Origin of the sequence: Priestia megaterium (assembly GCF_009497655.1) — a bacterium.
Lineage (GTDB): Bacteria > Bacillota > Bacilli > Bacillales > Bacillaceae_H > Priestia > Priestia zanthoxyli.
The window spans coordinates 2,597,212-2,623,613 of record NZ_CP023317.1 but is presented as its reverse complement, the minus strand read 5'-3'; the positions used below and the strand labels follow the sequence as shown (position 1 = coordinate 2,623,613).

At 36.9% G+C, this 26,402-nt stretch carries 32 protein-coding genes and 2 pseudogenes; 30 read left to right on the top strand and 4 right to left on the bottom strand.

Going from position 1 to position 26,402, the window contains the following annotated elements; all coding sequences use genetic code 11:
- Nucleotides 1–13: 13 nt before the first annotated feature.
- The 19 genes and pseudogenes from cdiI (at nucleotide 14) to CEQ83_RS13120 (ending at nucleotide 13,371) form a co-directional block, all read left to right on the top strand.
- Nucleotides 14–391 carry a ribonuclease toxin immunity protein CdiI gene (gene cdiI / locus CEQ83_RS13205; protein WP_098249535.1) on the top strand — a complete coding sequence of 126 codons (378 nt, stop codon included), beginning with the start codon at nucleotides 14–16 and terminating at the stop codon, nucleotides 389–391.
- Nucleotides 392–643: 252 nt separating this feature from the next.
- Nucleotides 644–1,555, top strand: a complete 912-nt coding sequence (locus CEQ83_RS27450; protein ID WP_223546044.1) for an AHH domain-containing protein — start codon at nucleotides 644–646, stop codon at nucleotides 1,553–1,555.
- Nucleotides 1,556–1,579: 24 nt separating this feature from the next.
- The gene (locus CEQ83_RS13195) at nucleotides 1,580–2,035 is read left to right on the top strand and encodes a DUF4274 domain-containing protein (protein ID WP_099000624.1); all 456 of its coding nucleotides are present in this window, start codon (nucleotides 1,580–1,582) and stop codon (nucleotides 2,033–2,035) included.
- A gap of 680 nt (nucleotides 2,036–2,715) precedes the next feature.
- The gene (locus CEQ83_RS27445) at nucleotides 2,716–2,904 is read left to right on the top strand and encodes a hypothetical protein (protein ID WP_375164318.1); all 189 of its coding nucleotides are present in this window, start codon (nucleotides 2,716–2,718) and stop codon (nucleotides 2,902–2,904) included.
- Nucleotides 2,879–3,850: an HNH endonuclease gene (locus tag CEQ83_RS13185; RefSeq protein ID WP_375164317.1), complete on the top strand. Its 972-nt coding sequence runs from the start codon at nucleotides 2,879–2,881 to the stop codon at nucleotides 3,848–3,850. The genes CEQ83_RS27445 and CEQ83_RS13185 overlap by 26 nt, the downstream gene beginning before the upstream one ends.
- 15 nt (nucleotides 3,851–3,865) lie before the next feature.
- Nucleotides 3,866–4,345: a DUF6985 domain-containing protein gene (locus tag CEQ83_RS13180; protein WP_099331075.1), complete on the top strand. Its 480-nt coding sequence runs from the start codon at nucleotides 3,866–3,868 to the stop codon at nucleotides 4,343–4,345.
- 604 nt (nucleotides 4,346–4,949) lie between these two features.
- Nucleotides 4,950–5,024: pseudogene (locus CEQ83_RS27850) on the top strand (polymorphic toxin type 15 domain-containing protein); the annotation flags it as partial.
- A gap of 13 nt (nucleotides 5,025–5,037) precedes the next feature.
- Nucleotides 5,038–5,592 (top strand): T6SS immunity protein Tdi1 domain-containing protein, encoded by a 555-nt coding sequence (locus tag CEQ83_RS13175; protein ID WP_099000626.1) that lies wholly within the window; start codon nucleotides 5,038–5,040, stop codon nucleotides 5,590–5,592.
- Between the two features lie 368 nt (nucleotides 5,593–5,960).
- Nucleotides 5,961–6,740: a hypothetical protein gene (locus tag CEQ83_RS13170; RefSeq protein ID WP_099000627.1), complete on the top strand. Its 780-nt coding sequence runs from the start codon at nucleotides 5,961–5,963 to the stop codon at nucleotides 6,738–6,740.
- A 19-nt stretch (nucleotides 6,741–6,759) separates the two neighbouring features.
- Nucleotides 6,760–7,473, top strand: a complete 714-nt coding sequence (locus tag CEQ83_RS13165; protein ID WP_047750808.1) for a pentapeptide repeat-containing protein — start codon at nucleotides 6,760–6,762, stop codon at nucleotides 7,471–7,473.
- Nucleotides 7,474–7,656: 183 nt separating this feature from the next.
- Nucleotides 7,657–8,121 (top strand): SMI1/KNR4 family protein, encoded by a 465-nt coding sequence (locus CEQ83_RS13160; RefSeq protein ID WP_045291789.1) that lies wholly within the window; start codon nucleotides 7,657–7,659, stop codon nucleotides 8,119–8,121.
- A gap of 399 nt (nucleotides 8,122–8,520) precedes the next feature.
- On the top strand, nucleotides 8,521–8,976 hold the full coding sequence (locus tag CEQ83_RS13155; RefSeq protein WP_028408256.1) for an immunity protein YezG family protein: 456 nt from the start codon (nucleotides 8,521–8,523) through the stop codon (nucleotides 8,974–8,976).
- Nucleotides 8,977–9,491: 515 nt separating this feature from the next.
- A pseudogene (locus CEQ83_RS13150) lies at nucleotides 9,492–9,980 on the top strand (immunity protein YezG family protein).
- A gap of 106 nt (nucleotides 9,981–10,086) precedes the next feature.
- Entirely contained in the window at nucleotides 10,087–10,599 is a 513-nt protein-coding gene (locus CEQ83_RS13145) for an ankyrin repeat domain-containing protein (protein ID WP_155017297.1), read from the top strand.
- Nucleotides 10,590–11,048 carry an antitoxin YezG family protein gene (locus CEQ83_RS13140; RefSeq protein WP_048019167.1) on the top strand — a complete coding sequence of 153 codons (459 nt, stop codon included), beginning with the start codon at nucleotides 10,590–10,592 and terminating at the stop codon, nucleotides 11,046–11,048. The genes CEQ83_RS13145 and CEQ83_RS13140 overlap by 10 nt, the downstream gene beginning before the upstream one ends.
- 76 nt (nucleotides 11,049–11,124) lie before the next feature.
- A complete protein-coding gene (locus CEQ83_RS13135; RefSeq protein ID WP_098600014.1) occupies nucleotides 11,125–11,631 on the top strand; it encodes an Imm6 family immunity protein in 507 nt (168 codons plus the stop codon).
- Between the two features lie 121 nt (nucleotides 11,632–11,752).
- Complete coding sequence (locus tag CEQ83_RS13130; RefSeq protein ID WP_155017296.1) at nucleotides 11,753–12,283, top strand: ankyrin repeat domain-containing protein; 531 nt, start codon at nucleotides 11,753–11,755, stop codon at nucleotides 12,281–12,283.
- A 53-nt stretch (nucleotides 12,284–12,336) separates the two neighbouring features.
- Nucleotides 12,337–12,831, top strand: a complete 495-nt coding sequence (locus CEQ83_RS13125) for a hypothetical protein (protein WP_029322197.1) — start codon at nucleotides 12,337–12,339, stop codon at nucleotides 12,829–12,831.
- A gap of 27 nt (nucleotides 12,832–12,858) precedes the next feature.
- Entirely contained in the window at nucleotides 12,859–13,371 is a 513-nt protein-coding gene (locus CEQ83_RS13120) for a hypothetical protein (RefSeq protein ID WP_033579200.1), read from the top strand.
- Between the two features lie 34 nt (nucleotides 13,372–13,405).
- On the opposite strand, the gene CEQ83_RS13115 is transcribed toward CEQ83_RS13120, so the two are convergent.
- Entirely contained in the window at nucleotides 13,406–14,281 is an 876-nt protein-coding gene (locus CEQ83_RS13115) for a glycerophosphodiester phosphodiesterase (protein WP_045291777.1), read from the bottom strand.
- A gap of 268 nt (nucleotides 14,282–14,549) precedes the next feature.
- On the opposite strand from CEQ83_RS13115, the gene CEQ83_RS13110 reads away from it, so the two are divergent.
- The 4 genes from CEQ83_RS13110 (at nucleotide 14,550) to CEQ83_RS13095 (ending at nucleotide 17,386) form a co-directional block, all read left to right on the top strand.
- Nucleotides 14,550–15,269, top strand: coding sequence for an endonuclease V (locus CEQ83_RS13110; protein WP_155017295.1), 720 nt, complete (start codon nucleotides 14,550–14,552; stop codon nucleotides 15,267–15,269).
- 94 nt (nucleotides 15,270–15,363) lie between these two features.
- Nucleotides 15,364–15,957 carry an undecaprenyl phosphate transporter UptA gene (locus tag CEQ83_RS13105; protein ID WP_014459791.1) on the top strand — a complete coding sequence of 198 codons (594 nt, stop codon included), beginning with the start codon at nucleotides 15,364–15,366 and terminating at the stop codon, nucleotides 15,955–15,957.
- Nucleotides 15,958–16,091: 134 nt separating this feature from the next.
- Nucleotides 16,092–16,376 (top strand): DUF3219 family protein, encoded by a 285-nt coding sequence (locus CEQ83_RS13100; protein ID WP_014459792.1) that lies wholly within the window; start codon nucleotides 16,092–16,094, stop codon nucleotides 16,374–16,376.
- Between the two features lie 14 nt (nucleotides 16,377–16,390).
- Nucleotides 16,391–17,386, top strand: a complete 996-nt coding sequence (locus CEQ83_RS13095; RefSeq protein ID WP_033579198.1) for an LLM class flavin-dependent oxidoreductase — start codon at nucleotides 16,391–16,393, stop codon at nucleotides 17,384–17,386.
- 17 nt (nucleotides 17,387–17,403) lie between these two features.
- Here the strand turns inward: CEQ83_RS13095 and CEQ83_RS13090 are convergent, their stop codons facing one another.
- Nucleotides 17,404–18,321: an aminoglycoside phosphotransferase family protein gene (locus CEQ83_RS13090; RefSeq protein WP_033579553.1), complete on the bottom strand. Its 918-nt coding sequence runs from the start codon at nucleotides 18,319–18,321 to the stop codon at nucleotides 17,404–17,406.
- Nucleotides 18,322–18,413: 92 nt separating this feature from the next.
- On the opposite strand from CEQ83_RS13090, the gene CEQ83_RS13085 reads away from it, so the two are divergent.
- Nucleotides 18,414–18,611 (top strand): hypothetical protein, encoded by a 198-nt coding sequence (locus tag CEQ83_RS13085; protein ID WP_034269118.1) that lies wholly within the window; start codon nucleotides 18,414–18,416, stop codon nucleotides 18,609–18,611.
- A 131-nt stretch (nucleotides 18,612–18,742) separates the two neighbouring features.
- Nucleotides 18,743–19,156, top strand: coding sequence for a GNAT family N-acetyltransferase (locus CEQ83_RS13080; RefSeq protein ID WP_033579196.1), 414 nt, complete (start codon nucleotides 18,743–18,745; stop codon nucleotides 19,154–19,156).
- Between the two features lie 40 nt (nucleotides 19,157–19,196).
- Here the strand turns inward: CEQ83_RS13080 and CEQ83_RS13075 are convergent, their stop codons facing one another.
- Entirely contained in the window at nucleotides 19,197–20,783 is a 1,587-nt protein-coding gene (locus CEQ83_RS13075; RefSeq protein ID WP_155017294.1) for an MptA/MptB family glycosyltransferase, read from the bottom strand.
- A gap of 154 nt (nucleotides 20,784–20,937) precedes the next feature.
- The gene (locus tag CEQ83_RS13070; protein ID WP_014459798.1) at nucleotides 20,938–21,474 is read right to left on the bottom strand and encodes an IseA DL-endopeptidase inhibitor family protein; all 537 of its coding nucleotides are present in this window, start codon (nucleotides 21,472–21,474) and stop codon (nucleotides 20,938–20,940) included.
- A 292-nt stretch (nucleotides 21,475–21,766) separates the two neighbouring features.
- Between CEQ83_RS13070 and CEQ83_RS27595 the strand changes: the two genes are divergently transcribed.
- From CEQ83_RS27595 to CEQ83_RS13050, 5 genes are all read left to right on the top strand, one after another.
- On the top strand, nucleotides 21,767–21,889 hold the full coding sequence (locus CEQ83_RS27595; RefSeq protein WP_013057357.1) for a hypothetical protein: 123 nt from the start codon (nucleotides 21,767–21,769) through the stop codon (nucleotides 21,887–21,889).
- A gap of 299 nt (nucleotides 21,890–22,188) precedes the next feature.
- Nucleotides 22,189–23,424, top strand: a complete 1,236-nt coding sequence (locus tag CEQ83_RS13065; RefSeq protein ID WP_033579195.1) for a Zn-dependent hydrolase — start codon at nucleotides 22,189–22,191, stop codon at nucleotides 23,422–23,424.
- 167 nt (nucleotides 23,425–23,591) lie between these two features.
- The gene (locus CEQ83_RS13060; RefSeq protein ID WP_028408271.1) at nucleotides 23,592–24,230 is read left to right on the top strand and encodes a response regulator; all 639 of its coding nucleotides are present in this window, start codon (nucleotides 23,592–23,594) and stop codon (nucleotides 24,228–24,230) included.
- Nucleotides 24,231–24,234: 4 nt separating this feature from the next.
- Entirely contained in the window at nucleotides 24,235–25,353 is a 1,119-nt protein-coding gene (locus CEQ83_RS13055; RefSeq protein ID WP_048019178.1) for a sensor histidine kinase, read from the top strand.
- A gap of 101 nt (nucleotides 25,354–25,454) precedes the next feature.
- Nucleotides 25,455–26,393 (top strand): ABC transporter ATP-binding protein, encoded by a 939-nt coding sequence (locus CEQ83_RS13050; RefSeq protein ID WP_028413090.1) that lies wholly within the window; start codon nucleotides 25,455–25,457, stop codon nucleotides 26,391–26,393.
- Nucleotides 26,394–26,402: the final 9 nt, after the last annotated feature.

Sequence of the window (26,402 nt, the reverse complement as noted above, 5' to 3'; positions counted from 1 at the left end):
AAGAGGAATATAAATGGAGAAAATAGTAGAAGTATTTAATGGTATAGATAGTTCTTTGTCTCCCATGGTAAGTTTTTATAGTGCTCTATCAGATAAAAAATTTTTAAGAGTATTAAACTATTTTTCAGAAGAGATTGGTTACGGCAATGAATACTACATTTGTACATTCCCAGGTGATTTAGAACCATGGGAAGAAGGTTATTTTGAAAATGGCATTGAATTTTTGGACAGTACGGGTGGTATTGACAAAAGTGTTAATGTTGATTATCAAACTTTTTTCAAGTGTTTAAAAAAAGTTTGTCATGTATATATTGAGAATAATGCAGATGATGAAGAAAAGGTAATGGCTCTTTTAAACAAAATTAAACAGAATTATAATGTTGAAGAATAACATACGATAGCTAATTACTAGAGTATGTGAATAAATAAAAAAGATGCTTAGCGTACTAGTTAAGCATCTTTTTTATTATCTAATTGATTTTAATTTAGAATAAATCTACGCATTTGTCTGTAATATGTACTTCAAAATTGGCAATGAGTAAAGTCTTTGTTTTAAATATTTATTGTTGATAAAGAACTTTCTACATCATGGGGCGTCGCAACAGGAACCCCAGAGCCATGGAAGCAACTGGCTTCATTCTGTTTGGCGGATGGTGAGGAAGAGCAGCGTAAAGCAAGTCTTCTGCAAGCATTAGGAATTGCTGGAGCTGGAGCGCTTTCTACGAAGGTAGCGGGGAAAATGGGACAAAGCCTTGCGACCAAAGGAACCGAAAAGCTCAACAACATGCGCAACACGCTTCGCACAAGCGCCGTTGCCAACGTCACAAAGCAAGCCTACCAAAGCGTCAAAAATGCACCGGCCTCTTGGACACAGTCGCTACATAAAACGTATAACAACATCCTAGACAGTAGTATGCCAAGACTGGGTCCAGAACTTGTGCCGGCAGGTCCAGCACTTGCCCAGCAGACGGTGAGGGAGACCTTGCAGAATGTGAAGAAACAGACGCTGCAGATGATTGAAAAGCCTGTAAAAGTAGAGCGTGTGAGTGAACGTCAAATTCAAACGGGTACTAAGGGTACAGGTGAAGGTAGTAGGATTATTTCTGGTACTCCGGGTATTGTAACAGGAGGGAATTCTACTAAATTAGGAAAAAATATGATGACAGAAATGGGACTTAAACGTTCAACTAAATGGAGTGGATATCAAGCACAGCATATTATTCCTTCTGAAATGGCAGATAATCCTGTAATTAAAAAGATAGGTATGAATTTCGATGACTCATCAAACGGTATTTTCCTAAGAGTACCAGATGATAATATAAGTACAATGGCTAGACACAGAGGATATCATTCTGTCTACAATGAAGTAGTTGCAAGAGCATTAAATAAAATGGATATTAGCCAAAGTATTAATAGTTTACAAAATCAGGTATATGATTTACAAAAAAATTTAAGAAAACTACAGGGAAATGGTTTACCATTGTATCCAAGCCAAGGTGCAACAGTAGAACTTTGGGAAAGAAAGCTAAAACAATTGGAAATACAAAATAAGTAAATATTAATAAGGTGGTAAGGTGTAATGGAAAATAAAGATATTAGTTTGCTTGAAGAATTACTTTATAATACAAATAAAGAGGATACAATTAACCGAATAAAGAATATAGATAATCCAATAATCCTTCATTGTTTTGCAGCAAATTATAATTGGAATAGTGGATTTGATATACCAAATGCAATTCTTGAAAATGAAAATTGTGACTTAGGAACGGGATTACTAATGTTTCATTATGCGGATGGATATCGACTATTAGGAAGTCCGGAGGAAGTTTCGGATTCTCCATTGCAAGAATGGAAGGTTTTTATATTAAAACTTCAGAATAAAATTATGAATTTAGAGTTTAAAACACAAAATATATCATTTAACCCTGAATTGACAAAAATTCAAATATTCAAGTTGAAAAAAAGTAACCCAAATATTTCAGATATTCTCATTAGTGAGTCACCAGGAAATACAATTGATATTCCTAAAATATAAATAAACATTAAAAACTCATTACAGTGAATAAATGAGTTTGGTTATAGTAATTTTATAAAGCTTACTATATTATATTTTGTGTACGGATATCATAAAGTTTGTGGTGCTAAATTTAAATACCCACAAGTATGTATGAATAAAAAATAAGTAGGAAGTAGATAGAAAAAACAAAAGGGTATTTGAAAATATATACTTCATGATGGTTGTACCATCATGGAGTACTGTGTGCAATGATAGGATAGAAAAATGAAGTACGAGCTTAGGCGAGATGACATTTTACTAGGTGATAAATATAAAACCATAGAATGCATATCAACCTAACGAACTCGTACAAACTCGTAAGTTTTAACGTAGTTGTTGTCACGACATATAAAATGGGTTATACCGTCACTACAAAACTTACAAATTTATGCTACTTAAAAAAAGATGAACTTAAAGCACTTGATTGTCACTTATGGCAACGAGTGCTTTTTTACGTTTTAACCCAAAAATATGCTGGTACGCGTATAATTTTATAAGTGTGCTAAGTGTTAAATTTATAGATTATAATTGGTTTTGTACAATGTGTGACACTACTAGAGAAAAAAACGATATAAAAAATTAAGTGGTGTATTCTTTTTTGAAGTCACTAAATAATTATTCAGGTCACAAGTAAACACACTTTTTTGTGAAAAATCAGTGTGTTTACTTGTAATGAAGCAGCGGATCACTTCTTAGACTCCTACAAATCCGCCAAATCCTTCAAAGTCCTGGAGCAAACGGAAAAAGGCCTCTACGGTCTTGTGGCTGCAAACGGCTTAGTAGAATACATGACCGGACGCGACATGTTCGGGAATAAAATCAGTGAAGAGCAGCGTAAAGCAGCGTAAAGCAAGTCTTCTGCAAGCATTAGGAATTGCTGGAGCTGGAGCGCTTTCTACGAAGGTAGCGGGGAAAATGGGACAAAGCCTTGCGACCAAAGGAACCGAAAAGCTCAACAACATGCGCAACACGCTTCGCACAAGCGCCGTTGCCAACGTCACAAAGCAAGCCTACCAAAGCGTCAAAAACGCACCGGCCTCCTGGACACAGTCGCTACATAAAACGTATAACAACACCTTAGACAGCAGTATGCCAAGACTCATGCCAGATCTTGTGCCGGCAGGTCCAGCACTTGCCCAGCAGACGGTGAGGGAGACCTTGCAGAATGTGAAGCAGCAGACGATGCAGATGGCGCAAGCTCTCTATAACCCAACTGCCAAGCGATACCAAGATCCAGAAACCGGACGATTTGTGGCTAACCCGAATGTGGAGAGAGTGGAGAAACCGGTTGTTAAAGAAGTTGAGAAGGTTCAAGAAGTTACTAAGGGTACGAGTGAAGTTTCGAAGAAGAGTGCAACTAGAACCTTTAACAGCACTTATGAAGAAAGACTTGCACAAACACCAGTAAATAATGGAAAATGGACTGGAGAACGTGGTGAATCTACATTTATTCATGAGAATGAGAAAGTCAATGAAATCCTAAGTCAAGTTGATAAGAAAGGCATTGATTACTCAGATGCTGTCCCTGATTTTTCTCCTGTCTCGAAAGGAAGAGTTGAGATAGAAGGTATGTCTATTGATAGAGATATTAATTTTAAAAAAGCTGATGAACGGTTAGCTGAAAAATGTGGGGTAACCCCTAAGGAAGTAAGGAAATGGCGTAAGCAAAATAAATATACTTGGCACGAGGATAATGATTTGAAGACTATGGACCTAGTGCCTTCTGTAATAAATAGTAAGTTTGGTCATTTAGGTGGAGTTTCCGAGGCAGGTAAAGCCGAAAAAAAACTATAATAGAGGGTGGAATCAATGGAGACAATTAAACATGAAACGTTTGGAGAATTAGCCTACAACTATGGTTGGAAGAGGAATAATAACATTACTTTGTTTGGACATGAAAAGACTGTAATATTAAATATTGAAGCAGAAGATGATGCAGAATTTGAAGATGCACAGGTCAATGCTTATCATAAATTTTTTAATGACAAAGAACGTCTTTTGAACTTGGCTGAGGATGCTATATTGAACTATTATTTAGAAGTTTACGAAGATTACAGACAGCGACTCGGTGAGAAATTCGCTGATAAGATGGCTCCTGTCATATCCACAAAGGACGAGATAGCTACTATTGTTGAACCTAAGCAACTGATATTTCCTATGGTCTTTGATGAAGATGTAAGACAAGTTGGTTTGTTACTTGAATGCACGTGGGAACCTGAGCATGGTCTTGCGGTAAAATTTGAGGATGAAGAAATAGTCGAGGTTGGTTTTCAAGATATTGTTTTATAATTTGGGGACTACCCAGTGCCGAATGGACCCAACGGTTTTTATGAGATAAAACTAATAAATAAGGTAGTGGTTAAAGAGTTCATTAATTATTTAAAGGATAGTAATACTTCGCTAAAAAAAGATGATATTATGAACTTTTTAAAAGGGTTACAGTAGAATTTAAAGCACTTGATTGTCTACTTTAGGCAACAAGTGCTTTTTGTGAGAAATTTATGCTTTGGACTACATAAAAAATGCTAATGAAAATCAATAGCTTATGATGGTTGTACCATCAAGGCATTATGTTTTAATACTTGGTTTGTGAAAATAATATAATAATTAGGCGATAAACAATGGATAAAGTAAAAGGATGTTCGAACTCTGCTTTGGCTTAATAAATTATGAGTTGTATTTTTATTAGATACGGCCGTATAATACTCGCTATTCGTTAAAAAAGCGTTACATAAATTTTAATTTCGTAATGGGGGCTGAAAAATTAAACGTTGTTGGGTATACAGAATTCTCAACTTAAGGACAGGTAAGTTGAAATATCAAAAAGACGAAATCAAAGTATACTGTAAGGAACAAGGCTTGAACTTGATACATATTGTTAGAGATTGAAGTGATAGAAGAGATGGCTAAAGATATGACGCCTGAACAACTCAAAAACACGTATTTAAATGTAAAGCTTATACACTAGGGAGGAGTAGGAATTGAATATATACAATGATTTTCGGCAAATTGGAACAGTAGAAGAAGAAACAATCAATAAATATAAAGAGTATCTTCCAAAAGAATTGATTGAAGCGTGGAAAACATATGGATATGGAACTCTTCTGAATGGTTATTTAAAAGTAATTAACCCTGATGATTTTAGGGAGTTGATAACTGACACATATTTAAGAAATGAAGGGACCATTCCAATTTTTGCTACATCCATGGGTGATATTATATTATTTGAGATGGATGAAAATAATGAGTCTTATGTAGTGATGGTTAACTATCGTAAGGCTAAAACGAAAGTGCTAGCTTCAAAATATTCTTTATTTATTAGATTTTTAGAGGAAGAACCATTTAGACAGAGATCATTAGAATGGTCACCTTATACTGAAGCAGTAGACCACTATGAGTTGCCAGCTTATGATGAGTGTTTTGGTTATACTCCATTATTAGGGCTTGGTGGAGCAGAAAAAGTAGAGAATCTAAAAAAAGTCAAATTGAAGGAACATATTCTTATTATTACTGAATTCATGGGACCAGTTCAGTAATGTTCAAAGCTATATTACAAAATGAACTATAAGCACTTGACTGCCTTTTAGGCAACAAGTGTTTTTTTGTGAACAATTTTTTGTTTTTAAATTATCCGATGTGAATGTGAAAAACATCAGAAAGTTAAAGAGAAATGAGGTTGAATTTTGAAAAAAACATTTCAAAAAAACAGGTGTTGATGTTAAAAACATTTATACTGAGAGTAATATGCAAACAAAGAAATTTATAGTTAAAAACATTATTGATGGCAAGCATGGCCTTACAGCATTTTATTAGTGTTAAAGAAGTAAAAGTAGTATGAAAGAATTTGAAGATTTATTAAGGAATTGCAGGCTGATATGACATCTAGTATGGAAGGAGGATATAAATGAAACCTAATTATTTTTCAATTTCAATGTACCCCACAGTAGCTTTTAACGAAGAGGAGCTATTAGGTCGTCTTTTGGATGTGTTTGAGTCAAATGAAAAATTTGCTCCTACTCATTGGGGGAACGCTGAAACGGTACGGGTGGAATATAATCGTGAGGAAATTCTAGAAGAAGTAATTTCGGGACGTAAAGTATCTGAAGTTCACCTGTATCGTGATAAATCTGTGCACTATAGAGGACGCTTTGAAGTTAACTTGAACTATGGTTCATTTCTGAAATTTGAATTTCAAAAATCTATTCCTCAAAAATTTTGGTCAGATTTTTTTGTGCTATCTGATCAAATCGCAGAAGTTACAAAACCTTGTTTTGGAGTAGCTCAAATTTGTTGGCCAGTACCTAATCCTTGGAATACTGAACGTGAACGTTTACAAAAGTGGATGAATATCTCATCTCTACCTATACCGGTTAGATTTCTTCCTAACGGTCCTTTGGGGGTAGGAGCTAGAACATATTTTAGTGGTCAGGTTTTGGAAATGTTTGGTAAAGAATTCTTACTAAATACTCCCGCTGTCGTATCAGAATTAGAATGGGGCGGGGTTTGTATGGATCTTTTACAAAATCCATTAGAAGCTGATAGTGATACATGGCTAGATCGTTGGTTACATGTAATGAAATACTTAGAACCAGCTCAAGTAATAGCTGTGCCAAGTTTTCATGAAAGTCGAATGGTTGTCACGTATTCGCCCAATGTTGCTTGGAAGAAGTATCTAGAAAATTAAAGGAAAGGAATTTGTAATCATGGATGAGAAAAGTAATGATCGAATAAGGGTTATGGAAATAGTAAATAGATCTCAATATAATGATGAGGTTATAGATCAGGTAGATATGAGTGATTTAGACCTTAGTTTTTCAGACCTGTCAGAAGTAATGGCAAGGCGTATTATGGCAAAACGTGTTGTGTTGAGAGCCTCTTCACTAATGAGAGCAGCTTTTCATGACTGCGATTTTGAGTTAGCTGATTTCAGAAGTTGTAATTTAGAGGAAATTAACATGGCAGATTGTAGGTTTGGCGAAGCGGATTTTTCTAAAGCAAATATGAAATATGCAAAGATAAATATAAGTAGTTGCTTTGAAACTCGTTTTGATGAGGCTGATTTTTCACATGGAGAATTAGTTGGAACAATTTTAAATCATGCTACATTTCGCCATGCAAATTTGTCAGGAATTGATGCGGAACAGGCCGACTGTACGGGAACGGATTTCAGCGGTGCCAATCTGACAAATAGTAAATTTGAAAAAGCGCATTTGGAAAATGTAAATTTATCAGCGGTAGATGCTAGAAATGCTAATTTCACAGAAGCGGATTTTACCGGAGCAATCCTTTTAAATGGGGATTTCACAGAAGCGGATTTTACCGGTGCTAAACTCGACAATGTAGTTTGGACAGGAGCAAATGTAGAAGGAGCTAAGTTTGACGAAAATGTGAAAGAACAAGTGTTGAAAATGATATAGAAGTTGATTTTAAATTGTATGTAAAATTGGCACCTACGTTTTAATGTATGATTTGTCACAGCATGTAAAGGGTGTCACACTCTCACTATGAAACTTGAAACTAAAAGAAAGAATCTCTAGGGATGATATGGGTTGCAAAGTTATGGACTGAGATAATTTATAGAGGGAGGTTAATATTTATTTATGAATATAGAGATTAAAAATAATAGTATGCCTGCAAATTTGCAAGAGATTCAATCATTTGAAGAAGAGTGGAATATTGAATTGCCCGATGACTATAAAGAGTTTTTACTTAAAACCAATGGCGGCAACCCTACTATACGAAGGTTTCAAACCTTAGACAAAAAAATCACGTCATCTTTAACATCCATACTTCCATTCACTAAAGAAGTGCATAAAAATGTACAGAATGTATTTTTGGCTTTTCATAGTAACCATGTAATACCTGATAATTTTCTAATTATTGGCGAAGATCCAATTGATAACAAAATTTGCTTGTCATTATCAGGAGAAAATTCTGGAGCGGTTTATTATTGGAGCTTAGACATGGAAGACATCTACGAAGAAGAATATGAACCTTCTAACACGCACTTTAGCCTTATTTCTTATAGCTTTGAAGCTTTTATAAAAAGCCTCAAAGACAAATAACCCTAGAGGGCTGCTAAACTTATTTGTTTGTTAATTTTATTGGGAAACTTATAAAGCCTAAGTTCGTAAATAGGTATAAATTCTTTTATTCCTGAATTAATGAGATTAATTTGTGAATAAAAAATTTGCAAGAGTAAGTGGGAGAACCGATTGCATTTTCTAGGCAATCGGTGCTTTTATTAAACGCATTTGCGCATTTCAGTATTTATTTTCTATTTTATAAAAGTTACGGCTTATAAAATAGAATAGCGCCAAAATAGCTTATCGCAATCGCTAGTCATTGCAAGTATCTAAACAAATAAGGTGGGTCACTCTATGATGACTAAAGGAACGAAAAGATTTTTTAGGTAAGGTTAACTGGAATTCTTGAGAGTTAATCTAAGGAGTGAAAACAGCAAAATGAAAGAATATGAAGATAAGTTCAGTGAATTACAAGCTGATATGATATCTATATGTATGGAGTACGTTGAAGATAGAGCTGATAAAGTATATGTTTATGCTTCACGTGAAGGAGGAATTGTTTCAGGCAGTTTCTTTTATTGTATCAATAATAAGTATGTAGAATGTCATAAAGTGAATGATGCATTGGAGAATGGAGACGAAAGATATGATGTGTCTCAAAAAAGAATCCTTATGGTGTTGCGAATAATATGTGAAGATATCGAAAAGATTGAAGAATTATGCAAAGAATATGAAAGAGATATGCCAACGGAGATGAAGTTAATCTATGATGTTAAAAGTGGCAATTTTAAAGCTGAATACAAGTATGACTTAGTATATACTAATGATGATAGTAAAACAGCCGATTATGTTGCTGATGAGTGGTTTGAAGAAGTGAAAAATAATAAGCTTTAATTTCGTATTGATATGTGAGCTTAGTAGAATTCACTTTGGTTTGAATCAATAGATCATCATATTTGATATTCTTTTGAAGTTTTTTGGTATATAACGACTATAAAAGTGCAAGTATCTCTGTAAAAATACGGATGGTGCTTGCATTTTTTATATGAGTATGAAATTGTGAAACAAATTAACTCAATCTATGGAAACCGAAAAAGGAATCTACGATATTGTTACCATAAATGGCTTGAAAGAATACATAACCAGACGCGACATGTTGAGGAACAACATTAGTGCAGGTAAAATAGATAACAATCGTTCTAATGGAATTTGGTTTATTATGGAGAAAGATAAAGGTTGGGCAAATGCTTTGAAGGAAGCTTTTCTAAAAAAATATCGGTAAAAATATTTTCCTGTTAAAAATGGCATTCAATACGCCCTATCAAATTTAGAATAGAGTATCAAATTGAAGGTGAAGAACTAGGGATAGTAACACTTAAAAACCAGAAAGGAGGATAAAACTTATGCAATTGGAAAGCCAGTTACAGGAATTGTATCAAGAAATAGCAGAAACGGTTAATAATATGATTCCCGAAGAATGGGAAAGATTTTATTTTTATGCACAGGTATCAGAAGATGGAGGAGGAACGTATTTCTTTTATAATCAGCCTTCGAATAAAAAAACGTATCATTATAGCTTAGATATTACAGAAAGATTTGTTGTTTCTGAATTAGAATTCTAAGAAAAAGAAGATAAACTTTTGGACCTTAGCAGTAAAGTGAGAGAAGTGTTTGAAGAACATAATCAGGATTTGTGGTATTCCTTTACAATGAGCCTTGATCGAGAAGGAGAATTCTCAGTATCTTTTGATTATACAAATTGGTTTCAAACAGATTATGTTTTTTTAGCGCAGCTCAAACTTTGGAAGTGCAAATATTTAAATGAAGTACCAATAGATGAAAAAACTAAAGATTTAATAGAGCAATATTTAAAAGAGTATCCACATAATCCTATTTAAATCATTAGATGAATTCTGGAAGTGATTTGAGAGAACTAAAGGGATCTCTCTGATACTATGAACTAATGAAGAAGCTGTATAAACAAAGATATCTTAGGAGGTTTCTATGGATAATAAGGAAAGAGCAGTTAAAACTTATGATTTAATTAAGAATGGTGATACAGAACAAGCAAAAGAGATTCTGATTACAGATAAAAGGCTGCTTGAGTTTATAACTCCTTTTGGAACGTGGCTACACGTGGCTGCTAGAGCTGGTAGCCTTGATATGATAAAGTTCCTAGTTGAATATGGGATGGATATTAACACAAATGAAGGTGTACCAAAGTCAGCGCCAATTGCACATGCAGCGAGTGTAGGTGAATTTAGCATAGTTCAGTACTTATACGATAGAGGTGCAATATTAGATGTAAGCGATTCGAGTAGAAATCCTTTATTTTCAGCGATTTATGGTGGTCATCTTGATATTGTAAAATACCTTGTTCAGAGTGGTATTGATATTACTGTAAAGTATACGGGGGATACGATGAAAAATATGGATGCCTGTGAATTTGCGATTGAACGAGGACAAATAGAAATTGCTGAATATTTAAAGCAGAAGGTGGACAGTAGATGGAATTAAAGCTTAATAATATTTATCAAAAGGTGGCCGATAATTTAAAGGAAATGATACAAGAAGACTGGCGAGAAATCTATTTGTATGCAGAAGTAGGAGAAGGTTCTCAAACAACGTATTTCTTTTATTATCCAAAAGGAAGCGATGAACCTATATATAGTCATGATATACCTGAACTATTTGAGGTGTCAGAACAGAGCTACTTAGTGTTATTAGATAAACAGTTAGAGTGCTTTCGTGAGTTGTTAGATGTATTTATAGAAAACAAGCAGGAGATATGGACAAGTTTAACTTTGCATTTAGATCATGATGGGAAATTTGAGATAGACTACGGGTATGAAGATATTCTTACTGTTGACCCGTATGAACAACAGGTGATTTGGGAGTATAAGTACTTAGGGATTATTTCAGAAGATGAATATGATAAAAAGATCATAAAAAAATTTCTTTCCTAATCATAGAAAAGCAAAAGATATATAGACGGAGGAGTTAAGCTCATCATAGTGAGAGAAGTGGAAACGGAGTTTAAGAATGACTAATGCTAATTTCAATAGTTTAACAGAACATGATAAAGTGATATTTTTTCTGGCACTTTCAGAAAAAGTAGTACCGGTACTTTCTCGTAAGGAAGATCAAATTTCAGCCCGGAAAGTTATATGTAAATGCTGGGAATGGTTAAAAGACAAAGAAAATAGTGGAGATACTCTTTATGAATTATTAGATCACGAGGAAAATGGTATCACAATAATTCAAGAGATGTCAGATAATAAAACAGATGTTATAGCCTGGGACTGTATTATTTATGCAGTTGCTTATACTAGTAGAAAAGCATTTGAAAGAAAAGGCGTCGAATATTATCCCGAACCCATTGCTTTAGTTGATGATACATTAGTAGAGCATTTTGTAAATGGTTTTGAAAGATGTATAGAGAATGCGGATAGTTACATAGAAAGACTAACTTCTTTATTAAATGATGATACGAATAGAAAAATCGTGAATGATCTGCGAACAAAAGTGTTAAAAGAACTACGAGTATGACAGTGAAGTTCACTGACCACAACTATTTAAAAATAAAAACGGTAGAAACAGCTAAATTATTGAGGAAGATGTCTATATTAAAAACGACAATAATGGGCAACTAAATTAAGGGGGATATGCTTTGGAGAAAAACAGCGTCAACAAAGCAATAAGAAATGCAATTAAACTTGGTGACATTAACTCAGTCAAAGAATTAATAGGTAGTAATAAAGCAATTCTACACACCATGACTCCATTTGGTAGTTGGTTACACGTAGCAGCAAAAAAAGGACAGATGGAAATAGTAGAGTATCTAGTGCATAAAGGAATCGATGTAAATATAAAAGGTGATATATTTGATGCTTCTCCCTTACGAGTGGCAGCAGGTGAGGGGTATGTAGAAATAGTACAGTATTTAATCCAATCTGGAGTAAAATTAGATGTAAGTTCGGCAAAAAGAAATCCATTGTTCGCAGCAATTTACGGTGGTCATAAAGAGGTAGTTGAACATCTAGTTGGTCAGGGTATAGATATTTCCGTTCAATATACCGGTGAGAATATTAAAGAGATGGATGCGTACCGATATGCTAAGGAATTTGGACAAATAGAAATTGCTGAATATTTAAAACGAAAGCTGAATGAAAAAGTACAAAAGAGAGTGCTTAAAGATTAATTAAATCGTATATAACAGGCCACAAAGCTAATAAAAGCAAGGAGGTCCATCTCATGCTAGAACCCATATATGCTGAAAACGTAATTGTCGGAGTAGTACATAAAAAGCAGTTTCAATGGTATGTAACCGATCGAGAGCTATGGTATTTGGATTATGTAAAGTTTGCACAAGCTTTTGAAAATGAAGGTGATTCAGCGGTTAATGAATACATCGAACCTGAACGAAAAGGGATCGAAGTTCTCAGCAATGAAAATGCTGAGCTTTTTTTAAAACGTATAGAGTCGTATCAAGCAGATACAACTACTCTTTTAAAGCTGTTTGAAGATAAAATAGAAAGCGTAGATGAAGAAGACGTATTAGATTTTAGCCCTTCGTTTTTGGTGGATTTTGATCAAAAGACGTTTTACTCACTGTTTCCTGAGCCGGCTTCATTTGAAGAATATGTTCCAAGCGATTGGAAAGGAACGTATAAAGACTTTACAGGTTTGATTCCAAAAATAGAAAAGTATTGGGTAAATAAGGACGGAGAAAATTTATTTGAGCTGTGAAAGCAAACAGGGCATGGAGGGATAATGTTGTTTCGTGTTCAAACATTCATTAAGCGTCCAGGTATTTTGATTACGGATTTATCATCTCTATATGAAAAGGAATCGCACTATTTTATCGATATATCGAACGAAGAAGAACTCATTCGTTACGGTAATCAGTTTGATTTTACTTGCCTTGAAGGAGCTATTAAGCTTGAATACTACGGTGAGCCGCTTCTTGATGCATCTGCATGGGATGTTATAGATGGGATGTGGCTTTATTTGTTGGATGCAATGGAGAGTTTAAAAGAGACCGGATATGGAGAGATGAATTTTCCAGATCAACCGTTAGTATTAACCTTAAAATCGGCTTCTGAACAGTTTGTACTGTATACCTTGCATACATCTCCTCCCGTAAAAGCAGTGCTTCCAAAACAAGACTTTTTTATGGTGGTGTTAGGAGGAGCGGAGCAGTTTTTTAAAACGATGGAGAGATGTTTTAAAGGGAACTTTCGGTATTTCAGTGAAATCAAACGTATTGAAGCGTTAAAAAGGCAGTAAGGAAGACGAGGTTACTAGTAAAAGATTACAGGAACTATGGCCACATTGTGACGGCAAGTGTAATTACTCGGCGTGCGCTTCCTTTTTCGAGCTGTTGTCCGATAGCACTTGATGTTTGCACCCAATTCACTTCATCAGGATAATTTGTAATCACTCCGTCACTTTTTGTTTTCCACAAAAATGAAGCGGGAAGCCGCTTGGTTCCAGACCACGGTGATATTTTCATTCCGGCAGAATGGACTTGGTGGATAAGAGCAGGCGTTAGGATGTCATAAGACGGGTTAAAGTAAGTGGCAAAAGCGGCGAATTGCTGGATTGAATTTGGGCTTGCGTCTCGCTGTGAAGAAGTTAGTATCCCTATAGGAACGTTTGGGAGAAGCTCATGCATTTTTTTCATGGATGAAACGTTAAAAGACTGAATGATAACGTGATCGAGCTGTCGCTTGTTGATTTCAAAAGCTACTTTTTTTTCAATTCCAGGATAAAGTTCCGGCGCTTTTAACTCTATTAATATACCGATTTTTCCTTGAAATTCATCTAATACTTGCGAAAGAGTTGGAATTTTTTCATTCGTAAAAGAATCCCCTTTCCAGCTTCCTGCGTCCAAGCGCTGAAGCTCCGCGTACGTTAACTCTCGAATGTGTCCGCTTCCGTTTGTCGTTCGGTCTACGGTACGGTCATGCATAATAACGAGTACACCGTCTTTGCTTTGCTGCACGTCAAGTTCAATGTAATCCGCATTCATTTCTAACGCTTGGTGAAAAGCAGCCATTGTATTTTCAGGTGCGTAGGCAGAGGCTCCTCGGTGCGCGATATTTGTGAGTTTTTCTTCCGTGCGTGCAAAAGCAGAAGAGGCGATTGAACAGCATAATAAGGCGACGGCGCTTAAACCAGCTAAATATTTTTTCATCACATTTCTCTCCTATGCGTTGGTATAGAAATAGCGTAACGAAAAAATGTGATGCTGATATAGAGGAAGTGTGTAGAAAACGTTGACATTTCGTAAAGAAAAATAGGGATTTTTTCATGATGATGTTTACAAAAAATGCGTAAACGAATAGCGATTTTAATCAAACGTTAAGGAAACAGCGCTATAATAGAAGGTGTGAAAAAAAGAATAGGAATTTCTTAGAAAATAGTTGTATAATAGGTGAGTCAGTCAATGAAAGGAATGGAACATGGATATTCAGTACATACATGCGTTTACGATGCAAACGAAAGAGGAGTGCCGGACGCTTCAGCAAAAGCTAAAAGCACAAATTGATTTAACATCACGCGTCAAAATGACGCATATACATAACTGTGCTGGTGTTGATGTTGCGTACTGGGAAGAAAACGGCATATCTCACGGAGCGTGCAGCATTGTAGTGGTTGATTATCAGACGAAAAACGTTGTGGAAAAAGTGCACAGTGTAGGAGAAGTAACGGTTCCTTATCTTCCTGGATTTCTAGCTTTTCGAGAGCTTCCTTTAATTCTTGAAGCGGTTAAAAAACTTCAGGTAGAGCCCGACGTGTTTTTATTTGATGGCAACGGATATTTGCACTATGAGCACATGGGAGTAGCCACACATGCTTCGTTTTTTCTCAATAAACCTACCGTTGGAATATGGAAAAGCTATTTAAAGATCAAGGGACATGATTACATTATGCCTGAAGATACAGAGGGCGCTTATGAAGATATCGTGATTGATGGCGAAGTTTATGGTAGAGTAGTAAGGACAGCCAAAGGGGTAAAGCCTATTTTTCTGTCGTGCGGAAACTATATTGATTTGGACATGTCATATCAGCTTATGATGCATTTTATTTCAAAAGAAAGTAAGCTTCCGATTCCGGTCCGCCTAGCGGATCTGCATACGCATGAGCTGCGGAAAAGGTACCGGCAGTCAACGGGGAAGTAAGCTGTTCATAATGAGTTCATAGTTTCCTTTTATACTGATGGTTGGAATATAGTAGTAGTGTAAAATTATTAAAGAATGAGTAAGGTGATTAAAGGTGAGTTCATTTATTACGAGTATTTTGGATTTTTTAACGAGCCTTGGCTATTTAGGTATTGCGCTCGGCTTAATGATTGAAATCATTCCAAGTGAAATTGTACTAGCCTACGGGGGGTATATGATTTCTCAAGGCATGATTAGTTTTCCAGGAGCAGTCATTGCCGGAATTATTGGCGGAACGATTGCACAGTGGTTTTTATATTGGATTGGAGCCTACGGAGGACGTCCGTTTCTTCAAAAATACGGCAAGTACTTATTTATTCATGATAAGCATATCGACCTTGCGGAAAACTGGTTTAATAAATACGGCGCGGGCGTGGTTTTCTCCGCTCGTTTTGTCCCGGTTGTTCGACACGCGATTTCGATCCCTGCAGGTATTGCTAAAATGCCGTTTTGGAAGTTTACGTCTTTAACCGTGTTAGCGATGATTCCTTGGTCGATTTTATTTATTTACTTAGGCGGAAAGCTAGGCGAGAACTGGGCGAACATTGAAGACGTAGCAAGCAAATATACGCTTCCGTTTGTAGTTGCGGCATTTGTGATTATTGTTCTTTATTTCGTATTCAAACGCACGCGTACAAAGCGCGTATAAGATCGTTTTTGGACTACAAGCATGGCGAAAAGCCATGCTTTTTTTGCATGCGCAACCAGAAGCTCTTTTATTTGCTCATGACTTCTTCAAGTGCTATTATTTTTCATACGCACTAAAAAAGGAGACGATTTAACGTGGTACAAGAAATTGTATTAAATGATACGCCTATTCAAATTTACAGCTATGAACAAGAAATTGTAAAAGGCAAAACAAAAGTTTCAGTTGATTTTAAGGTAACAAGTGAGGAATATCATGATATTACTACACTTTTATATAAAGGTACTTTTCATGTAAATGTCCCAGAAGAAGATCTGGATTTCCAAGGAACGATTCATCAGTACTCTACGTCTTTTACAAATTTATATGAAAAAGGCCAGGTAGGGGATTTTTCATTAAGTTTAATTGAAGTGAACGAATAAGGAGCAGATGCGTGATGAAAGTAAGTATACTTGACCAATCGCCCGTTTCATCCCATCAGACCCCAGCGGAAGCGTTAGAAGCATCGATGCAGCTGGCCAAGGCTGGTGACAAGCTTGGCTATGAGCGCTACTGGATTGCAGAGCACCATGATTTGTCTGGACTTGCCTGTTCGGCTCCTGAAGTGATGCTTGGCTATATCGGCGCACAAACTAATAGAATTCGAATTGGATCCGGAGCGGTGCTGCTGCCTCACTACAAGCCGTATAAAGTAGCGGAAACGTATAACATGCTCGCAACGCTGTTTCCAGGGCGCGTTGATTTAGGGATTGGGCGCGCGCCGGGTGGATCGGCTGAAGCAACAAATGCGCTGTCGGATAACTTCTTGCAGCAAGTATTTAAAATGCCTGAACTTGTTGAAGAGCTTCTGCAGTTTTTAGACGATAAATTTCCGGCTGAACATGAATACGCCAAGCTTTCAGCTTCGCCGCTTCCGCCTGTCTCTCCAGAACCGTGGCTGCTTGGCACAAGTAAAAAAAGTGCCGAGCTCGCTGCTAGAAATGGAATGGCCTATACGTTTGGACAGTTTATGAGTGAACAAGACGGTTCAGCTATTATTGATCAGTACAAGCAGGCTTTTCAGCCAAGACAGAGCGGGAATCAGCCCTATGCGATTGTCACTGTATCGGTCATTTGCGCTGAAACAACTGAGCAAGCGCATCGCATCGCAACGAGCTCACTCGTATGGAAAATTCAACAGGATAAAATGGAAGCAAAAGGTGTGCCTTCTATTAAAGAAGCGGCCAGCTATCCGCTTACAGAAGAAGAAGAGAAAAAAATGAAGAAGATGAAAGAAGCTATGATTATCGGAAACCCGGAAGAAGTACACGTCCGTCTTCAAGAAGTTCAAGCACGCTACGGAGCGGATGAACTCATGCTTGTCACCATTACGCACGATCCGGCTGACCGATTAAAATCATATGAGCTTGTCGCAGAGAAATGCAAAAAATAAGAGCCAAATGTCGGCTCTTATTTTTTATGCCCGTAATAGTACTCAAATAAGTGCTGAAATGCTTCTATAGCACGTAAAAAAGAAGCGGCGTCTTGGCGGTCTTCTATTAACCAGCACGTGGCTAATACAGAATGAGCGTATCCCCACAGTAAAATGCGTTTTTTACTTACGTTCAGTTCTTTTACAAATATATTGATTCGATGGTCAATTGCCTCTGCTACGTTTGTCTTAGGCAGATGATTTAAAAGAAAAGGGATAATTTCGTACTCTTTTTCTCCAATCAACCCTTTTGGATCAATTATTTTCCACGCTTCACCAGACTGTAAGATGTTATCATGATGCAAGTCTCCGTGAAGCAAAAAAAGCTGCTGAGAAGTCCGGTTTAATTCAGAGAAAACGGCTAGCGCGTGTTGAAGCGTTTCGGAAGAAAGAAAATCAATGCCGCTTGGATACATTTGTGTATACTCTCGAAGCTGCTTCTCTCTTTTAACGGCTGTTTCTTCGATAGTGGAGTCTGATTGAGGCATGCGCCACAGAGATTTCATGAGCCGAGCAGCGATTAACGCAGCCTCTTCTTTAGTTGATAAAGAGGAAAGCGGGCATCCGGGAGACAGCTTTTCAAGCAGTAGAATGCCTTTTTCAGCATCGCTGTCCACTATTTTTACCGTGTTCTCACCAGCTATTGCTGTCAGTGCTTCTTGCTCATGAAGCAGCTCTGAAGGCTCTACAAAGAGTTTTACAACTAGTTCGCTTCCATCTGCTTTGCGCGCAGGAGCAACAAAGTGGTAAGAAAGAGGGAAGTGACTGTGAATGGTGATATGCCATCGCTGTTCGCAGTAGCGAATCAGCTGAGGAAAGTCAGTTAGCCACTTTTGGCCTTTATGAGAGTGAAGGTGAGTAATTGTATCACAAAATGTTTGAGGCAACGTATGCATGCGTTTATCTCCTTTGTCGTTTCCAATTTTTTCTGATAAACTCATCATATACAGCCTACATAGAATCTGTAAAGAAGGAGGAGATCCTATATATGAAGACAAAGAAGGTGAAATCCCCTTGGGCTCTCGTTGGGTTTCCGGTTTATATCATTGGATTTTCACTTTTACTTGCTGAAGGTGCACCGGAATGGGTAGAAACAGTGAGTAAAATCATGATCGCTCTTGGAATCATTTTGCTTATTATTGCAGGAATTGATCTTAAAAAACGAAAAAAATCAGCACAAGCCTAAAAAACTGCCGTTTGGCAGTTTTTTTATTTGGAGAAAGGGTAACAAGATAACTAGATAAAAATGTTGAATTATTATTCTTTTTGATGTATAAATATAATATAGAAAGCAACGGTATTGAGAGGAGAATGAACGTGTCTTACGTAATAAAAAAAGAGGTTCCGTTATTTGAGCAGTTTGCTGCTTTGCATGAAGCGAGCGGATTACATAAAAGTAAAAAAGGCAATTATACAAAAGAACAGCTGTTTGAAGCGGCAGCCAACAGCTGGTTTAGAGTCGGTATTTATGATAATGAACAATTGATTGCATTCGGTCGTATGATTTCAGACGGAATTTACCAAGCGCTTATTTGCGACGTGATGGTTGATCCCTCGTACCAAAACAAAGGACTTGGAAAGCAAATTATTCAAGAGCTGTTGACGAAATGCCAAGAAAGCGGAATTGAATCGATTCAGCTGTTTGCAGCAAAAGGAAAGCATCATTTTTATAAAAAATTAGGATTTCAAGAAAGAGAAGAAGACGCGCCAGGCATGTCGCTTGTTATGTAAAAAAGCTCAGTGATCAATCATACTCACTGAGCTTTTTGTATTATGCCGTTTTTAAAACCGTACTTTTTTGGACTAAATTCCAAGCAACTTTTACTAAATAAACAACAAGCAAGACGTTTAGCATCGACGTAGCAAACATAGAAAACGGGTATGACGTGCTGTTTTGCATATTACTGTCGCCGTATAAAACAAAAAAAGTGTTCATAAAAATACTGATGCTAAATCCAAGGGATAAGTAAAGCAAGTTTTTGTCTTTTAAATAAATATAAGCCACTAAAGCAAGCGCTGCTGCTGGAAATAAGTAGCGTTCATGCATGCTTGAAGAAAACGTAAATACCCCTGAAATTTGAATAAGCGCTGCAAGAGCGGCGTATTTAAAGCTCCGTCCTTTTATATAAATAAGCCAAGAAAAAATAGTTGTCGCGACGATAAAAATAAGTCCCCACGTATGATAGCTGAAAAACAGCAGCGTTGCAGAGCTGTCTTTATAGTTTGCGCCTATTAAACTATAAAAGTTGTAGGCGTTAACAGAAGCATACGGGTACTCTCCAATGGTGGATGAAAATAAATCAATAATCCACGTTGGACTTTTTCCGACTGAAAAAGGCAATAAAATCACCCCAGCAGTGAAAGCCGCCGTTAAAGCAATGCCGAAGAAATGCTTCACTTGCTTCAGGCGAATGAGCTCGAAAAACAAAATAGGCAGGATAATAATCGCCTGCGGCTTCATTAAGACCGCTGCTGTAAAAATAACGGCCGACGCGTAAATTCGTTTTTCCGTAATCATTACAATGGCTAGGACAATAAGTAAAGTGAAAAATGAATCCACTTGTCCCCAAAACGTTGAATTAACTAAAATGGCCGGATTAAATAAATACCCAATTGCTAACAGGTATGCAAAAGAAGGTGCCAAGTATTTACGAGCTAAACGATAGAGTAAATAAGATGTGACAACATCTGCTAAAATAGGCGGAATTTTAATCAACAGCGAAAAATACTGCTGAAAATCCGGTAAACTGCCAACTTTCCCAACGATAAACAAGATATAAATATAAAACGGCGGATAATCGCTTCCGCTTTTAGCGTAGAAATTTGAAAAATGATTAGCCGCAACCGATGCCCAGTTTTTGAAAAGCGACGCATCCATATGAGAGCCTACCCACGGAATCAGCGCAATCCGAATAAATAAACCAGTGCCAAGTAATGACCATAAAATAACGCGAGAATGCCCTATCGAATGATGCCATTTCTTTTTCTTTACTAATCCGTAAACGAAAGCTGCTGCTATAAAAAAGCCCGCCGTATAAAGAGCTAGCGGCGTTTCATAATCTTTATTAGCTCCTTGACTTCCGGCACCGTTATCCATAGATAGATTATGAAAAGGCGTTACGTGTTCTCCGGAATTGCTGGGTGAAGCAGGACCGTTTCCTGAAGGAAGACGATGATCTCTTGAGTTATTATCAAGAGCAGATATACCATTCGTAATCTTTTTTAACTGATGACTTTCTTGAATTGAAAATAAATGTTCTTCTCCTTTATAGTGTGATAGTGAAACGATACTGAAAACAAATGCTAAAAGAAAAGCTGCCGTTACGATAAAAGCCGTTCTTTTTTGTAGTATGTTCATATAAAATCCTCCGATGACAATGTATCGAATAAGTAGTAGTGTGTCTCCATACTATAAGGGGAGTTGGTGAAAATAAAGTGAAACTTCTTTAATAAAGAGCGGAAGAGAGAGCATAAAAAAACAAGGCCTTAGAAGACCTTGTTTTTTATATTGCTTATAGTACAGCATCAAACTTATTTACTTTCCACTGTGAACCAGATTTATAAAATGTAACGGTGCGTTTTACACTTCCTCCGTCAACTGTTGGAACCGTAAATTGATAAGAGCGAACATCGGCGCGCTGATAAGTTAGTTTTGCTTTTGCTTTGTTCCACTCTAGCATGCTGAATCCGTCACCGACAGGACGAGCAAGCTTTCCGTTATATGTGATGTAGCGATAATTTGTTAATCCTTTTTGAATAGCACTGTTTGTAAACGTTTCAGATAAGTAGCTTACTAGTTTGCTTTTTGTATTAAAATCTTGACAAAGATATGAGTACTGAGTGCCTTTATAATTAAATGTTTTTTGAGTACATAAATTACCTTTAGATCCATGAAGTGCATTCCAGAAATGGTTGCTTGCGTTTGCTGCAATTTTTACCGCATTAGTCGTTGATAGATTTTGTGATGCTGCTTGAGCTGTAACTCCTGTGCTTAGTGAAAAGAAAAGAGCAAGTGATGCTAAGATTATTCCAAATTTTTTCATTTCCATTTCCCTCCTACTCATTCATTGAAATATATGTAACATTCATGCTGTTAATATTACAATTGTTACATTTATATTACAATACTTCTTTAAAGAAATAAAGAGTATTTCTTATATATGTTTGAATTATTCCCGTATTTTCTTAAATAAAACGTAGAATTAAAAGAAAACATATAAACAGTATGTCAATTATGTGTCACATATTTCGTCGCTTTACAAGTTCGTATATAATAGGAATAAACCGACCAGTATGCTGATGCAGGTAAATAGGTCAGGCACAAAAGGAGAACGTAGACTAATGGGTGTTTCAGAAGTAACATCAGGAATTATTATTACCACTGCTGTAATTGCTATTGTGATTATTACAGTCGGTGTTTTAGCTACAATGATTGCGATTGCGAAGAAAGCAAATAAAAAGTAAGTGTGTAGAGGAGAGTTAGTATAATAACTAATTCTCTTTTTTTTGGAAAAAACCTATCGCTATTTTTATAATAAAAATGCATAAATAACGCGTGCATTATTCATAGAAAAAAGCAGGAAATTTACGTTTTGAAGCTAATAGATACATAAGGCAAGCTGCGCACTTTCATTACAAAAACAATGGAAGGGGTTCTAACAGACTTCAAGTGATATCGCCTATTTTATGTCATAATGAATGATATTCATTAACACAGCATCTTAGACGCACTTTATAACCAAATAATGAGGAGAGTGGTTGAGTTGCAACGACAAAAAGTAGCAGTGAATGGAGAAAGGTTAAAAAATACGCTTGAACGATTTGCCGATTATGGACGAACACCTAATAACGGTGTAACCCGCCTAGCGCTGTCAGAAGAAGATCGCCTAGCACGAGATTATTTTTGCTCATGCTGCCGGGATCTTGGAATGGATATTAAAATCGATGACCTTGGATGTATTTACGCCACGCTTGAAGGACTAGAAGATAAGCCGCCTGTTGTGATTGGCTCACACATGGACAGCGTAAAAAAAGGCGGAAGGTTTGATGGAATCCTCGGTGTAGTTGCAGGGTTAGAGTTAGTAAGGACGCTGGTTGAACATAATATTAAGCCGAAGGTGCCGATTATGATTGTTAACTTTACGAATGAAGAAGGAGCGCGTTTTGAGCCTTCTATGATGGCTTCAGGTATTTTATCGGGCAAGTTTCAAAAAGACGTTATGATGAAGAAGACAGATGTTGACGGCGTGACGTTTAAGCAAGCCCTTCAATCATGCGGATATGAAGGCGATAGAAGTAACCGTCTTACTGAAGCATCGGCATTTGTAGAATTACATATTGAGCAAGGGCCTATTTTAGAAAGAGAAGCCAAATCAATTGGTGTAGTCGAGTGCGTGCTCGGAATGGTATGCTATGAAATTGAAGTTACGGGGGAGTCAGATCACGCCGGTACGACGCCGATGGATATGCGGAAAGATGCGCTATTTGCAACTAATAACCTGATTGCTGAAGCTCGTCATGAGCTCGGCAGATTGGATTCAAATTTAGTCTATACAATGGGGCGTATGAACGTACTGCCTAATATTCATACCGTTATTCCAAATAAAGTGATTTTTTCGCTTGAAGCGAGACATACGGATGAAGATGTCATTGCATCCGTGGAAAAAATTATTCAATCACTGCCTGATCAAGCGGAGCTGTTAGAAGGGTGCGAAGTGCGGGTGACCAAGCTTTGGGGACGCGATACCGTGTGGTTTGATAAAACGGTTTGTGATGAAGTGGAAGAGTCGGTTCGTTCGCTAGGGTATTCCTACAAGCGAATGGTCAGCGGAGCTGGACATGACGCACAGTTTTTAGCTAGCTATATTCCGACGGCTATGATTTTTATTCCGAGCGTAAACGGAAAAAGTCATTGTGAAGAAGAGTTCACTCCTTGGGAAGAATGCGAAAAAGGTGTAAACGTACTTTTAGAGACGGTGATTAAGTTAGCTCAGAAGTAACAGGACGAAAGAGTAAACCTGCGGAGGTTTGCTCTTTTTTAGTGCTTAGAAAGACTGCAAACTATCGCATTGAACTTTTGGTTTATTATGGCTACAATAAATGAGAAGCATCCAGATGGATGTGAAAAAAGGATGTGAAAAAAAGTGAGATCTTCTCACTTGCAGAAATGAAAATTACTATTATTATTGCAGATGATAATTCGTTTATTCGAGAAGGAATGAAAATTATATTAAATACATACGAGGAATTCGACGTTGTCGCTACTTTAAAAGATGGTCAAGAAGCCGTTCAATATTGCAAGAATCACTCCGTCGATATTGCATTGTTAGATGTAAGAATGCCTGTTATGGACGGTGTAGAGGCTACAAAGCTTATTTCAGAGTCAACGAAAGCAAAGCCGCTTATTTTAACTACGTTTGATGACGATGAATATATTATTGATGCTGTAAAAAACGGAGCTAAAGGCTACTTGTTAAAAAATACAGAGCCAGAGCGCATTCGAGACGCAATCAAAAGCGTGTTCAACGGACATACGGTGCTGCAAGATGTTGTGCTTGATAAAATCAAATCGAGTTTAAACGCTGCAACTGAGCGCGAGTCAAAAGCGGATATGACACAGTTTACCGAGCGTGAAACAAGCATTATGACACTGATTGCCAAGGGGCTTTCAAATAAAGAAATCTCTAAAACCCTTTTTATTTCAGAAGGTACCGTAGCAAACTATATTAGTTCGATTTTAAGTAAAACGGGACTTGAGCACCGTACTCAAATTGCTATTTACTATTTAACCGGTAAAGGGAAGTAGGACTATGGAAGTCGGATTAATGATGACCAAGCTCATCCTCATGCTGTTTTTGGCTATTACGTACATTCAGTTTAATTATGTACACTCGATTTCAGCTATTGTGTTAGCACTGCTTCTTTACAGCTGTGTTAATATCGCCGCGTCTATTGTGAAAAAGAGCGCGTTCAAGCGCATGCTTATTGCTTTTTCAATTGTCCTTATTCTATATTGTGCGTATCAACTTCATCCTTTGTTTTTTCTTCTTTTGCCGCTAAACCTTTGTGAGCTTATTGGAGAATCAATCGTAAAAAAATGGATGGTGCTGCTTGTATTGCTTCCAGTGCTGCTAGTTCCCTCTGATATTAGAGCTCTGTATGTGTTAGTCGCTGCGTTTACTTTTTTTATTTACACAGGAGCAGCTATCTATCAAAAGCGGACAAACAATTATGAACAAAAGCTTGATGAAATGAGAGTAAGTATGCAAAAGCTGCAAAAGCACGTGAATGAAAATAAAGAGTATGTGAGACAGTCTCAATATGCTTCAAAATTAGAAGAGCGAAATCGACTATCGCAGGAAATTCATGATAAGATTGGTCATTCAATGACAGGAGCACTTATTCAAATGGAGGCAGCAAAGCACGTAATGAAGCAAGACGAGGAAAAAGCGCTGTCTCTTCTTCAAAATGCGATTACGATTTCGAAAGAAGGCATTGAAGAAATTAGGTTAACGTTAAAAAGTATAAAGCCTCCCGCTGAGCAAATAGGAATCAGCCGTCTTAAATTATTTATTGGTGAATTTGAGGCTAAGCATAGTATCGCAATGCCTCTTGTATACAAAGGGAATTTAGATCTTATCACGCCTCTTCAGTGGAAAATTATCCATGAAAATATAACAGAAGCTATTACGAACGCTTTGAAATATGCAGAAGCAACGATGATTGCCATTGAGCTTCACGTACTAAATAAAATGGTTAAAGTAGAAGTCAAAGACAATGGAAAAGGCGCTCACTTGTTTCAAAAAGGACTTGGCATAGCAGGAATGGAAGAGCGCGCTGCTTCCATTAACGGAACGGTGATTGTCGACGGAGCAAACGGATTTTCTGTTACCACACTGCTGCCGATAGGTGAGAAACTTCATACGTAAATAATGAGATTTCTCATGGGGAAAAGGTGAACTTATGCACTGACGTAAGTTTGCCTTTTTTTCATAAAATAAGGATATACCAACATACTAGAGGTGAAATGATGAACGTATTATCCATTCAAAAATTAACAAAGAAATTTGGAGATTTTATTGCGGTAGATAATTTATCTTTACAAGTAGAAGAAGGAGATATATTTGGGTTTTTAGGAACAAACGGAGCAGGAAAAAGCACAACGATTCATATGGTAGCTAGTCTTCTTCAAAGCAACAGCGGCGATATTGAAGTACTTGGGAAAAATATAAAGAAACACCGAAATTTCGCAAAGATGAACATCGGAATTGTTCCGCAGGACTTAGCGATTTATGAAGATTTGACAGCCTATGAAAATGTGAAGTTTTTTGCAGGACTCTACGGATTAAGAGGATCACTTCTTAGCGAACGAGTCGAAGAAGCTTTAGCGTTTGTAGGGCTTTTAGATAAACAAAAGGCGTATCCGAAAAGCTTTTCAGGAGGAATGAAAAGAAGGTTAAATATCGCATGCGCAATTGCTCATCGCCCTAAGCTGATCATTATGGATGAACCGACGGTTGGCATTGATCCTCAGTCGCGAAATTATATTTTAACATCTGTAAAAAAGCTAAATGAAATGGGAAGCACAATCATTTATACGAGTCACTATATGGAAGAAGTAGAAGAGGTATGTACAAAAATTGCAATTATTGATCACGGCAAAATTATTGCTGAAGGAACAAAAGAGCAGCTGAAAGCGATTATCACCGATACAAAAGATATTTGGATTGAAGTAAAAGAAGCAGACGATATAGATTGCAGCGGTCTAAAGGAAATTCCAGGCGTAACAGCCGTTACGTATGAAGATGGAATCATTAAAATTAATTCAAGCGCCGAAGTGAATAACTTAAACAAGGTCATTCATTATTTAATGACGCATCATATCGAAATTAAAGCAGTTAAAGAACAAGCACCAAATTTAGAGACGGTCTTTCTGACGCTCACAGGACGCAGTCTAAGAGATTTATAAAAGAAAGGA

What these genes read in the sequence shown, in the direction of transcription:
- cdiI (WP_098249535.1), top strand. Translation starts at nt 14, where the DNA reads ATGGAGAAAATAGTAGAAGTATTTAATGGTATAGATAGTTCTTTGTCT.
- CEQ83_RS13195 (WP_099000624.1), top strand. Translation starts at nt 1,580, where the DNA reads ATGGAAAATAAAGATATTAGTTTGCTTGAAGAATTACTTTATAATACA.
- CEQ83_RS13180 (WP_099331075.1), top strand. Translation starts at nt 3,866, where the DNA reads ATGGAGACAATTAAACATGAAACGTTTGGAGAATTAGCCTACAACTAT.
- CEQ83_RS13170 (WP_099000627.1), top strand. Translation starts at nt 5,961, where the DNA reads ATGAAACCTAATTATTTTTCAATTTCAATGTACCCCACAGTAGCTTTT.
- CEQ83_RS13165 (WP_047750808.1), top strand. Translation starts at nt 6,760, where the DNA reads ATGGATGAGAAAAGTAATGATCGAATAAGGGTTATGGAAATAGTAAAT.
- CEQ83_RS13160 (WP_045291789.1), top strand. Translation starts at nt 7,657, where the DNA reads ATGAATATAGAGATTAAAAATAATAGTATGCCTGCAAATTTGCAAGAG.
- CEQ83_RS13155 (WP_028408256.1), top strand. Translation starts at nt 8,521, where the DNA reads ATGAAAGAATATGAAGATAAGTTCAGTGAATTACAAGCTGATATGATA.
- CEQ83_RS13145 (WP_155017297.1), top strand. Translation starts at nt 10,087, where the DNA reads ATGGATAATAAGGAAAGAGCAGTTAAAACTTATGATTTAATTAAGAAT.
- CEQ83_RS13140 (WP_048019167.1), top strand. Translation starts at nt 10,590, where the DNA reads ATGGAATTAAAGCTTAATAATATTTATCAAAAGGTGGCCGATAATTTA.
- CEQ83_RS13135 (WP_098600014.1), top strand. Translation starts at nt 11,125, where the DNA reads ATGACTAATGCTAATTTCAATAGTTTAACAGAACATGATAAAGTGATA.
- CEQ83_RS13125 (WP_029322197.1), top strand. Translation starts at nt 12,337, where the DNA reads ATGCTAGAACCCATATATGCTGAAAACGTAATTGTCGGAGTAGTACAT.
- CEQ83_RS13115 (WP_045291777.1), bottom strand. Translation starts at nt 14,281, where the DNA reads ATGAAAAAATATTTAGCTGGTTTAAGCGCCGTCGCCTTATTATGCTGT.
- CEQ83_RS13110 (WP_155017295.1), top strand. Translation starts at nt 14,550, where the DNA reads ATGGATATTCAGTACATACATGCGTTTACGATGCAAACGAAAGAGGAG.
- CEQ83_RS13095 (WP_033579198.1), top strand. Translation starts at nt 16,391, where the DNA reads ATGAAAGTAAGTATACTTGACCAATCGCCCGTTTCATCCCATCAGACC.
- CEQ83_RS13090 (WP_033579553.1), bottom strand. Translation starts at nt 18,321, where the DNA reads ATGCATACGTTGCCTCAAACATTTTGTGATACAATTACTCACCTTCAC.
- CEQ83_RS13085 (WP_034269118.1), top strand. Translation starts at nt 18,414, where the DNA reads ATGAAGACAAAGAAGGTGAAATCCCCTTGGGCTCTCGTTGGGTTTCCG.
- CEQ83_RS13075 (WP_155017294.1), bottom strand. Translation starts at nt 20,783, where the DNA reads ATGAACATACTACAAAAAAGAACGGCTTTTATCGTAACGGCAGCTTTT.
- CEQ83_RS13070 (WP_014459798.1), bottom strand. Translation starts at nt 21,474, where the DNA reads ATGGAAATGAAAAAATTTGGAATAATCTTAGCATCACTTGCTCTTTTC.
- CEQ83_RS27595 (WP_013057357.1), top strand. Translation starts at nt 21,767, where the DNA reads ATGGGTGTTTCAGAAGTAACATCAGGAATTATTATTACCACTGCTGTA.
- CEQ83_RS13060 (WP_028408271.1), top strand. Translation starts at nt 23,592, where the DNA reads ATGAAAATTACTATTATTATTGCAGATGATAATTCGTTTATTCGAGAA.
- CEQ83_RS13055 (WP_048019178.1), top strand. Translation starts at nt 24,235, where the DNA reads ATGGAAGTCGGATTAATGATGACCAAGCTCATCCTCATGCTGTTTTTG.
- CEQ83_RS13050 (WP_028413090.1), top strand. Translation starts at nt 25,455, where the DNA reads ATGAACGTATTATCCATTCAAAAATTAACAAAGAAATTTGGAGATTTT.